At 76.0% G+C, this 9,624-nt stretch carries 10 protein-coding genes; 4 read left to right on the top strand and 6 right to left on the bottom strand.

Annotated features, from left to right (window positions below; translation table 11 throughout):
• Positions 1-143: 143 nt before the first annotated feature.
• A complete protein-coding gene (locus tag ACFQ8Y_RS10830) occupies positions 144-2,156 on the bottom strand; it encodes a M13 family metallopeptidase (RefSeq protein WP_430585441.1) in 2,013 nt (670 codons plus the stop codon).
• Between the two features lie 75 nt (positions 2,157-2,231).
• On the opposite strand from ACFQ8Y_RS10830, the gene ACFQ8Y_RS10825 reads away from it, so the two are divergent.
• Positions 2,232-2,699, top strand: coding sequence for a ribose-5-phosphate isomerase (locus ACFQ8Y_RS10825; RefSeq protein WP_430585440.1), 468 nt, complete (start codon positions 2,232-2,234; stop codon positions 2,697-2,699).
• Between the two features lie 14 nt (positions 2,700-2,713).
• Complete coding sequence (locus tag ACFQ8Y_RS10820) at positions 2,714-3,694, top strand: Fpg/Nei family DNA glycosylase (protein WP_430585439.1); 981 nt, start codon at positions 2,714-2,716, stop codon at positions 3,692-3,694.
• Here the strand turns inward: ACFQ8Y_RS10820 and ACFQ8Y_RS10815 are convergent.
• Positions 3,685-4,701: a phosphotransferase gene (locus tag ACFQ8Y_RS10815; RefSeq protein WP_430585438.1), complete on the bottom strand. Its 1,017-nt coding sequence runs from the start codon at positions 4,699-4,701 to the stop codon at positions 3,685-3,687. The two genes, ACFQ8Y_RS10820 and ACFQ8Y_RS10815, sit on opposite strands and share 10 nt — an antisense overlap.
• Before the next feature lie 5 nt (positions 4,702-4,706).
• Positions 4,707-6,011, bottom strand: a complete 1,305-nt coding sequence (gene eis / locus ACFQ8Y_RS10810; protein ID WP_430585437.1) for an enhanced intracellular survival protein Eis — start codon at positions 6,009-6,011, stop codon at positions 4,707-4,709.
• 122 nt (positions 6,012-6,133) lie between these two features.
• On the opposite strand from eis, the gene ACFQ8Y_RS10805 reads away from it, so the two are divergent.
• Positions 6,134-6,547 (top strand): MGMT family protein, encoded by a 414-nt coding sequence (locus ACFQ8Y_RS10805; protein WP_430549812.1) that lies wholly within the window; start codon positions 6,134-6,136, stop codon positions 6,545-6,547.
• 25 nt (positions 6,548-6,572) lie between these two features.
• Here the strand turns inward: ACFQ8Y_RS10805 and ACFQ8Y_RS10800 are convergent, their stop codons facing one another.
• Positions 6,573-7,709, bottom strand: a complete 1,137-nt coding sequence (locus ACFQ8Y_RS10800; protein ID WP_430585450.1) for an LLM class F420-dependent oxidoreductase — start codon at positions 7,707-7,709, stop codon at positions 6,573-6,575.
• Between the two features lie 137 nt (positions 7,710-7,846).
• On the opposite strand from ACFQ8Y_RS10800, the gene ACFQ8Y_RS10795 reads away from it, so the two are divergent.
• On the top strand, positions 7,847-8,236 hold the full coding sequence (locus ACFQ8Y_RS10795; RefSeq protein ID WP_430564984.1) for an MmcQ/YjbR family DNA-binding protein: 390 nt from the start codon (positions 7,847-7,849) through the stop codon (positions 8,234-8,236).
• Between the two features lie 12 nt (positions 8,237-8,248).
• Here ACFQ8Y_RS10795 and ACFQ8Y_RS10790 read toward each other — a convergent pair whose 3' ends face one another.
• Together ACFQ8Y_RS10790 and ACFQ8Y_RS10785 are read right to left on the bottom strand one after the other, a co-directional pair.
• Positions 8,249-9,268, bottom strand: a complete 1,020-nt coding sequence (locus ACFQ8Y_RS10790) for a DUF1648 domain-containing protein (RefSeq protein ID WP_430585436.1) — start codon at positions 9,266-9,268, stop codon at positions 8,249-8,251.
• A complete protein-coding gene (locus ACFQ8Y_RS10785) occupies positions 9,265-9,615 on the bottom strand; it encodes a GntR family transcriptional regulator (protein ID WP_430585449.1) in 351 nt (116 codons plus the stop codon). The genes ACFQ8Y_RS10790 and ACFQ8Y_RS10785 overlap by 4 nt, the downstream gene beginning before the upstream one ends.
• Positions 9,616-9,624 lie beyond the last annotated feature (9 nt).

Here is a 9,624-nt window from a genome sequence, read left to right as displayed (position 1 = left end):
CGGGACCCCACCACCCCTCGGCCACGGTTTTCACCCTGGCCGGGGCGGTATGCGCACGGTGGTGCGGCGCCCCCCCCAGAGGCTATGAAGCCGCCGACCGTGACCACGGCCGGCGGCTTCGTCGCGTCAGGTCCCCGGACGGGTCACCAGATGCGCACGCGCTCCTCGGGGGCGAGCCACAGCGCGTCGTCGGGGCCCACGCCGTAGGTGGCGTGGAACTCGTCGATGTTGCGGATCACGCCGTTGCAGCGGAACTCGTTGGGGGAGTGCGGGTCGGTGGCGATGCGCCGCACCACCTCCTCGTCGCGGCCCTTGGACTGCCACACCTGCGCCCATCCGAGGAAGACGCGCTCCAGCCCGGTGAGGCCGTCGACGACGGGCGCGTCGTCCAGCGTCGTGCCGAGCGCGATGCGGTACGCCTTGATCGCGATGGACAGCCCGCCGAGGTCGCCGATGTTCTCGCCGATGGTCAGCGCGCCGTTGACGTGCGGGCCGTCGGTGGGCAGCTGTGCCGGGCGGAAGGCGTCGTACTGCGCGATGAGGGCCTGGGTGCGCTTCTCGAACTCGGTGCGGTCCGACTCGGTCCACCAGTCCTCGAGGCGGCCGTCGCCGTCGTACTTGGAGCCCTGGTCGTCGAAGCCGTGGCCGATCTCGTGCCCGATGACGCCGCCGATGCCGCCGTAGTTCACGGCGTCGTCGGCGTCGGGGTCGAAGAACGGCGGCTGCAGGATCGCGGCCGGGAAGACGATCTCGTTCATGCCCGGGTTGTAGTAGGCGTTGACGGTCTGCGGCGTCATGAACCACTCGTCGCGGTCGATCGGACGCCCGATCTTGCCGAGCTCGTGGTCCTGCTCGAACCCGTGCGCGCGGCGCACGTTCCCGACCAGGTCGGCGGCGTCGACCTCGAGGGCGGAGTAGTCGCGCCACTTCACCGGGTAGCCCACCTTGGGCGTGAACCTCTCCAGCTTGGCGAGCGCCTTCACCTTCGTCGCGGGCGTCATCCAGTCGAGCGCCTCGATGGACTCGCGGTAGGCGGCCACGAGGTTCGCCACCAGCGTGTCCATCCGCTCCTTGTGCTCCGGCGGGAAGTGGCGGGCCACGTACTGCTCGCCGACGGCCTCGCCCAGCGCCCGCTCGACGAGCGCGACGCCGCGCTTCCAGCGGTCGCGCACCTCCTGCGCGCCCGACAGCGTGCGGCCGTAGAAGTCGAAGTTGGCCTCGACGGTGGCGTCGTCGAGGTAGGCCGCGCGGGCGGTGACGAGGTGGTAGGCGGCCCAGAGCTTCCAGTCGGCGAGCGGCTCCGTCCGCCAGAGCTCGGCGAACCCGGTCGCGAACGACGGCTCCCGCACGACCAGGGCGTCCAGCGACCCGGCGGGCGCGCCGAGCGCCGCGGCCCACGCGCGCCAGTCGAAGCCGGGCGCCCGCTCGACGAGTTCGGCGAGCGTCATCGGGTTGTAGGTGAGGTCGGCGTCGCGGTCGCGCACCACGTCCCAGTGGTGGGTGGCGAGCTTCGTCTCGAGGGCGAGCACGCGCTGCGCGGCGTCCTCGGGGTCGGCGCCCCACCCGGACGTGGCGGTGACGCCGGCGAGGCGCAGCATGCGCGCCAGGTGCGGCGCGTACTTGTCGCGGACGGGCGCGTACTGGTCCTCGCGGTAGTACGCCTCGTCGGGCAGGCCCAGGCCGCCCTGCACGAGGTAGGTCACGTAGGTCTCGGGGTCCTTGGCGTCGTTGTCGACGTAGAACGCGACGGCGCCGCCCCCGCCGGTGCGCTGCAGGGCGCCGAGCACGTCGACGAGCTCGGCGGGCGACGTCGCCCCGGCGATCTGCCCCAGCTCGGCGGCGATCGGCTCCGTGCCGAGCTGCTGGACGCGGTCGGCGTCGAGGAAGCTCGCGTACAGCGCGCCGATCTTCGCGGGGGTGGACGCGGGGTCGAGGTCGTCCGTGGCGGCGAGGTCGGTGATGATCTCGCGGACGCGCTCCTCGGACAGGTCGTGCAGCGCGCGGAACGCGCCGTCCATGGCGCGGTCGGCGGGGATCTCGTGCTGGGCGATCCAGCGCCCGTTGACGTGGCGGTACAGGTCGTCCTGCGGGCGGACGGCCTGGTCGAGGGCGCTGAGGTCGATGCCGGACCGCAGCCCGGTGGCGTCGGCAGTCATGGCGTCACCCTACGGCGCGCCGCCCACGTGCGGCGCGGGTCGAACCCTGCGGACGACCTGAGGGAGAATGTGGGCATGCGTCTGCACATCGCCGCCGATCACGCCGGATACGAGCTCAAGTCCCACCTCGTGGACCACCTGCGCGCCGCGGGCCACGACGTCGTCGACCACGGCGCCCACGAGTACGACCCTCAGGACGACTACCCCGCCTTCTGCATCGCCGCGGGCGAGGCCGTGGTCGCGGAGCCGGGTTCGCTGGGCGTCGTCATCGGGGGCTCGGGCAACGGCGAGCAGATCGCGGCGAACAAGGTCGTCGGGGTGCGCGCCGTGCTGGCCTGGTCGCTGGAGACGGCGACGCTCGGCCGTCAGCACAACGACGCCAACGTCATCGCCGTGGGCGGGCGGATGCACACGCTCGAGGAGGCGACGTCGTTCGTCGAGGCGTTCGTCGCGGAGCCGTTCAGCGGCGACGCCCGCCACCAGCGCCGCATCGACAAGCTGGCCGCGTACGAGGCGTCCCACGACGTCTCCGCCATCGCCTGACGCGATCGCCTGACGTGCCCGAGGGTCACACCGTCCACCGCCTCGCGCGTGCCCTGGACGGGCTGTTCGGCGGCGAGGCGCTCGCCGTGTCCAGCCCGCAGGGCCGGTTCGCGGGCGGTGCCGCGCTGCTCGACGGCCGCCGGATGGCGTCCGCCGAGGCATGGGGCAAGCAGCTCTTCTGCGCCTTCGCGCCCGCCGACGGCGACGGGACGCCCGACGACGTGCGCTGGCTGCGGGTGCACCTCGGCCTGTACGGGGCGTGGTCGTTCGCCGGCGACGGCAGCGCCGACGTGGTGCACGCCATCGGCGCGCCGCGCCGTCGCATCGGGGAGCGCGAGTCGACGCCGGACGACGGAGGCGACCCCGACGTCGACGCCGCGGGGGAGTGGGTCGCGCCCGCCCCGCGCGGCGCCGTCCGGCTGCGGCTGCTCGGTGCGCACGCCGTCGCCGACCTCACCGGGCCGACGGCGTGCGAGGTGCTCACCGGCGCGGAGAAGGCCGCCGTCGAGTCGAGGCTCGGGCCGGATCCCGTCCGCGACGGGGGTGACGCGGCCCGCACGGCGTTCGTCGAGCGCGTGCGGCGCTCGCGCGTGACGGTCGGCCAGCAGCTCATGGACCAGGCGGTGATCGCCGGCGTCGGCAACATCTACCGGGCCGAGGCCCTGTTCCGGGCCGGCGTGGACCCGTTGCGCCCGGGCCGCGACGTGCCGGCGGCGGTGCTCGCCCAGGTCTGGGACGACCTGGTCGTGCTCATGCGCGACGGCGCCGACCGCGGGGCGATCGTCACCACCCGGCCCGAGCACCGGGTGGCGGACGGCGGCGGCGGCCGGGTCACGCGGCAGAACACCGACGGCGACGCCGACGCGGTGCCCCGGGACGCGTCGTTCTACGTGTACCACCGCGACGGGCTGCCGTGCCGCGTCTGCGGTGCCCCGGTGCTCACCAAGGAGCTCGCGGGCCGCAACCTCTTCTGGTGCGGCGTCTGTCAGGTCTGAGGGCCCGGCACCAGGTCCAGCAGCGCCGCCAGGTGCCGGCCGGGCGCCTCGCCCCAGTCCGCCCACTCGGCCTCGGTGGCCTCGGCGAGCGCGCCGCACCACGTCCAGGCCCGGTTGACTGCGTGGGTGACGCCGGCCGCGCGCCGCAGGTCGTCCCACGTCGGCGCGTCGTCGGCCGCTCCCACCGGCGGGAGACCCTGGGCGGCGCACCAGCCGTCCCACGCGCGGCGGTACGCCCGCTCGACCGGCGCCCAGTCGGTGCCCGCGTCGCGGGCGACCGCGGACGACACCTCGAGCACCTCGAGCGGGTGCGCCCACTGGGCGTCGCCGAGGTCGAACACGCGCAGGGCGCCGTCGACCTCGAAGACGTTGCCCGGGTGCAGGTCCCCGTGCTGCAGGCTGCTCGGCAGCGGGCTCGCCGCCAGGGTGGCGGCCGCGGCCGCCACGGCGTCGCGGGCCTCGCGGAGGCGCGCGACCGTGCCGTCGTCCGGCCGGGCGGGGTGGCCGGGCGGGAAGCCCTCCAGCAGGTCGAGCACGGCGTCGAGCCGCGCCGCCACCGTGCCGGGGGAGCAGTCGGGCAGCCCGGTGCCGCGCAGCGCGTCCCCGCGCCCGAGGAGGGTCTGCTGCAGGTGCGCGCACCGCGACAGCAGGGCGCCCCAGTCGGCCGCCGTGGGCTCCCGGCGTTCGCGCAGCGTGGCGCCCCGGTCGGCCGTGAGCATCCACCCGCGGTCGGCGTCGACCGCCGCCGGGGCGTCCGCCGCGTCGGGGGCGACCTCGGCGAGCAGTGCCTGCAGGGCGGGCTCGAAGGACGACGAGCGGCAGGTGGCCTTGAACCAGTAGCGGCCCGCGTCCGTGGCGACGACGAGCTGCGTGGACCACGGCCGCACCCGCGGCTGCTCGGGCGGGGCGACCACGCGCACGCCGTCCCGGGCGAGGGCGGCGGTGATCCAGGCGCTGGCCTCGGCGCGCCACGCCGCCGACGTGACGGTGTCCGAGAACGCCGCCACCACGGTCAGAACACCCAGCCGCAGGCGGGGGCGAGCGGCCAGCCGAACGCCGCGCTCGTGCGGCCGAGCGCGCCGGCCGACCGCTCGTCGACGAGCCCGGCGCCGGCGAGCGTCGCGAGGGACGTGCCGCCCAGGTAGACGGCGCCGAGCTCGCGCACGTCGAGCCGCAGGTCGGGTTCCGCGTCGGTGCGCTCGCACGTCGCCGCCCCGAACGCCGTCGCCCGCAGGCGCCACGACCCCGCGTTGTCGGGCAGCCGGGCGTCGTCGACCCCGAGCACGACGTCGACGTCGGCCTGGTAGCGACGGCCCGCGAGCGCGGCGGGCACGTCGACGACGCGCACCCACACGTTGTCGGCGACGCGGGCGCCCGCGGCCCGCGGGTCGACGAGCAGGCTCATGACCGCGTCGTCGACCGGCAGCAGGAACGGGTCCGTGCTGCTCATGAGGTCGAGGTCGAGCAGCACGCCCCACAGGGCGCGCGCCGCGGCGGCGTCGAGGGCCACGACGTCACCCAGGTGCACGGTGCCGCGCGGACCGGTGACCTGCCAGTCCAGGCTGCGGCGGAACGTCGCGTAGCCGCGCGCCTCGCCGTCGCGCTCCACGACGACGATGCGCAGCGACTCGCGCCCGCCCGCCCGGAACGACTTCGGGTCCGCCCAGTAGCTCTCCCACAGCGCGTCGGTCTCCCGCGTGGCCCAGCCGGGCCGGTTGATCCCCGCCGGGCCCGCGGCCAGGCCCGGAGCACGGTGCAGGCGGGCGACGAGGTCGCCGTGGCGTGCGCGGTCGGCGTGCTCCACGCGCACGGTGTGGTCCGCGGCGCCGGGGACGTCGCGCAGCGCCGCTCCCCGCGGGACGGCGATACGCAGGTCGTCGGCCGCCTTGCCGTACCCGAACCGTCCGTAGATGGCGGTCTCGGCGGCGAACAGCGCGGACAGCGGCTCGCCCCTCCGCCGGCACGCGTCGAGGTGGTCGTCGATCATGGCGGTGAGCAGCCCCCGGCGGCGGTGCTGCGGGTGCACGCCCACCCACGTCAGGCCGGCCGTGGGCAGCGTGGCGCCCGGCACGGGGAAGCGGGAGAACGGGTAGGACGCACGGATCGCGGCGAGCCCGTCGTCGGGCGCGCCCTCGACCTCGACGCCGACCGCCCGCTCCCACGTCAGCGGCAGCGGCAGGTCGTCGAACTCCGCCACCGAGTGCGGGTCGGGGAACGCCCAGGTGTCCAGGTCGAGCAGCGCGCCGCGGTCGTCGGCGGTGAGCGTGCGGCTGCGGTAGCCGGCGGGCAGGGCGGTGCGGGAGCGGTCGGAGGTCACCTGCCGATCGTGGCGCGGTCCGGGGCTCGGGGCCAGCGGATTTCCGGACCCGCCGGACGGTCCTCCGGCGACCCGCGGTTCGGTCCGCCGCCGGGGTCGGCGACGGGCCGTAGGGTCGCAGTGTGCCAGCCCGCGCCTCGACGTCCGACGAGCCCCTCGACGCCCCCGACGAGTACGCCGCGGAGGTGCTCGCCCTGGTGCGCCGCATCCCGTCCGGCCGGGCGATGACCTACGGCCTGATCGCCGAGATCGTCGGCGAGCGGCTGGGGCGTGGCGGGCCACGACAGGTCGGGAACGTCATGGCGGGCTCGGGGGACCGCTACGCGCACCTCGTGCCGGACGGCGCCGCGGTGATCGGTCCCGTGCAGGACGACCACCTCGTGCCCTGGTGGCGCGTGGTGAACGCGTCGGGTGCCCCGCCGGCGCGGCACCTCACCGCGGCCCTCGACGCGCTGCGCGCCGAGGGCTGCCCGCTCTCGCGCGACGGCCGGCGCGTGGACCTGCGCCGCGCCGTCTGGTTCCCGGAGGAGGGCTGACGGCCGGAGGACGTCGTCCCAGCGGTCAGGCCTTCTTGGGTGCCACGCGGGCGGCGGCCGCACCGGCGGCGGCGCGCACGCGGGCCCCCAGGGGCGTGCCGCCGTCCGCGTCCTTGCGGGCCGCCTGTGCCGCGGCGAGCACCGTGAGCATCGACGACGGGTCGCCCTGCAGCAGCATCGTGGTCAGCGCCGTGCCGTCCCAGCGGGCCAGGTCGCGCGCGACCTTGTCCGCGGGGCCGACCAGCGCGACCTCCTCCACGAGCTCGGTCGGCACGGCGCGCGCGGCGTCGTCCCGGCGGCCCGCGAGGAACAGCGCCTGGACCTCGTCGAGCTCGGCCGCATAGCCGAGGCGGTCCAGCGACGCCTTGTGGAAGTTGGCCTCCTTCGAGCCCATGCCGCCGGCGTACAGCGCGATGTGCGGGCGGATGACGTCGGCCGCGGACTCGACGTCGTCGCGCACGACCACGGGCACCGTCGCGAGCACCTCGAACTCGGACGACGGCGCGCGCTCGTCGGAGCGCTGCGCGAACCCGGACGCGAGCAGCTCGCGGTGCTCGGCGTCGGCCCGCGGCGCGTAGAAGCCCGCCATCCAGCCGTCGGCGATCTCGGCGGCGAGCGTGACGTTCTTCGGCCCCTGGGCCGCCAGCACGATCGGGATGTCGGCGCGGCGGGGGTGCACGGTCGGCTTGAGGGCCTTGCCGAGGCCGGTGGCGCCGGGGGCGTCCGCGGGCAGCGGGAGGCGGAAGAACTCGCCGTCCGCGGTGACGGGGCGCTCGCGGGCGAAGACCTGGCGCACGACGTCGACGTACTCGCGGGTGCGCGCCAACGGCCGACGGTAGGGCTGGCCGTACCAGCCCTCGACGACCTGCGGGCCGGACGCCCCGAGCCCCAGCACGAAGCGCCCGCCCGAGAGGTGGTCGAGGGTGATGGCGTGCATGGCGGTGGCGGTCGGGGTGCGGGCCGCCATCTGCGCGATGCCGGTGCCGAGCCGCAGGCGGCGGGTGCGGGAGCCCCACCAGGCGAGGGGGGTGAACGCGTCGGAGCCGTACGCCTCCGCCGTCCAGACCGAGTCGAGGCCCAGCGCCTCGGCCGCGACGAGCGCGGGCACGATGCCCTTCGGGGGCTTGCGGGACCAGTAGCCGGTCTGGATGCCGATGCGCAGGGTGCTCATGGGGCGGGGTGCTCCTCGTCGAGATGATGCGGTCGTGCCGATGTGTCCGGTACCGGGAGTACGGGGTAATGCCCGTCACACCCTAGCCGACGTCGTGCGTGCGACGGGACCGTCAGTAGGTTCGGGGGATGGCGACGATCGACGACGCGGCCCGCACCGCTGCGGGGCTGCCCGAGGTCACCGAGACGACGACGTTCCGAAACCGGGCGTGGGCGGTGTCAGGCCGCGTGTTCTCCTGGCTGCGGCCGTTCAGCAAGGCCGACGTGCGGCGGTTCGGGGACGAGCCGGTGCCGACCGGGCCGATCCTCGCCGTGGTCGTGGACGACCTGGGGGAGAAGGAGGCCGTGCTCGCCGCCCGCCCGGAGACGCTGACGATCCCGCACCTCGACGGCGTGCCCGTCGTCCTCGTCCGGCTCGAGGCGGTCGACGGCGACGCGCTCCGCGAGCTTCTCGTGGACGCCTGGCTCGCCAAGGCGCCGCGCCGCGTGGCGGCCGCGCACCCGGAGCTGCTCGCCTGAGGCCGCGGGCGGTCAGCGGCTCCGGGCGCGGTCGGCCATCGTGTTCAGCAGCGCGGCGGCCTCGGCGGCGTCGTCGACCGTGACGGCGAACGACCGCCCCCCGGTGCGCTCCACCAGCAGCGCCTCGCCCGAGCGCAGGACCACGCCCACGCGCCCGTCGCGGGCGGTGCGCCAGCCCCAGCCGCCGTAGTCGCGCAGCGGGCGCACCTGGGTCACCGACGCCCGGACCACCTCGCCCGCCGGGACGTGGGTGCCCGGCCAGCGGGCGGCGGAACGCACCGTGAGGCCGGCGGGGTCCACCCGGACGGTGAAGGCGAACATCGTGACGAACAGCGCGGCGAGGACCACGGGGACGACCAGCATCGACCACTCGGCGGTCAGCGCCGCGGCGAGCGTCGTCAGGGCGACGGCGACGGCCCCGACGGCGAGGCCCGGCCCGCCCGTCGCGCGACGCAGCCAGACCGCGCGCTCGCCGTCGCGGAGCGTGGCTCGGGGCGCGTCCTCGGGGACGGCCTCGACGGCGGGCATCGCGGGGTCGCCCGGGACGAGCGCGGCCGCGATCCCCGCCGGGACGAGCGGCAGGAGGAAGGCCGTCAGCAGCGCGGTGCCGGACAGCTCGACCTGGGACGGGTCGGTGAGGCCGCGCTGGGGCGCGAGCGTGCCGACGACGATCGCGGCCAGGAACGCGCCCGACCACACGCAGCCCGCGGCGGTGATCCGCCGGGTCGAGGCGGCGGCGCCCTGCGTCAGCCCGATCGCCGCGAAGAGACCGCAGAGCGCGACGGTGGTCACGACCCCGACGAGCGCCAGGGCCGTCGGCGACATGAAGCCGTCGGGCGCCCCGCTCCGGCTCCAGTGCGTCGCGACCTGCGCGGGCAGCTCGTCCCGCCATGCCCAGACCACCGCGGCCGTGCCGAGCGTGAGCACGACGCCCACGAGTGACGACCAGGCCATCGCGCGGCGCGCGAGAGGGCGCCACACCTCCGTGCCGGAGCGTGCTCGGGGGCTGCCGGGCGGGGGAGCGGTGGTCATCGGTGCATCGCCTCCGTGACGAGGGTGGTGGTGGTCTGGACGGACAGCCCGGCACGACGGGCCGCGGCGGCCAGGTCGGCCACCGCCCGCTCGACGTCGGCCAGGTCGGGTGCGGTGGACGCGACGACGGCGCCGCGCCCGCGCCGCAGCTCGAGCGTGCCGTCGTCGCGCAGCACCTGGTAGGCCCGCAGCACGGTGTGCATGTTGAGGTCGAGGGAGGCCGCGAGCTCCCGGGCCGAGGGAAGCCGTTCGCCCGGGCGGAGCGTGCCGTGCGCGACGCCGAGGCGCACCTGGGCGACCAGCTGCGCGTACAGCGGCTCGTCGCTCGTCGGATCGATGCGCCACATCACGGGCGT

This window comes from Isoptericola sp. NPDC056605, assembly GCF_042792795.1.
In the GTDB taxonomy this organism is placed as follows: domain Bacteria; phylum Actinomycetota; class Actinomycetes; order Actinomycetales; family Cellulomonadaceae; genus Isoptericola.
The sequence above is the reverse complement of the archived record's forward strand: the minus strand, read 5'-3'. Positions and strand labels throughout refer to the sequence as shown.

What these genes read in the sequence shown, in the direction of transcription:
- ACFQ8Y_RS10825 (WP_430585440.1), top strand. Translation starts at nt 2,232, where the DNA reads ATGCGTCTGCACATCGCCGCCGATCACGCCGGATACGAGCTCAAGTCC.
- ACFQ8Y_RS10790 (WP_430585436.1), bottom strand. Translation starts at nt 9,268, where the DNA reads ATGACCACCGCTCCCCCGCCCGGCAGCCCCCGAGCACGCTCCGGCACG.
- ACFQ8Y_RS10795 (WP_430564984.1), top strand. Translation starts at nt 7,847, where the DNA reads ATGGCGACGATCGACGACGCGGCCCGCACCGCTGCGGGGCTGCCCGAG.
- ACFQ8Y_RS10785 (WP_430585449.1), bottom strand. Translation starts at nt 9,615, where the DNA reads ATGTGGCGCATCGATCCGACGAGCGACGAGCCGCTGTACGCGCAGCTG.
- ACFQ8Y_RS10830 (WP_430585441.1), bottom strand. Translation starts at nt 2,156, where the DNA reads ATGACTGCCGACGCCACCGGGCTGCGGTCCGGCATCGACCTCAGCGCC.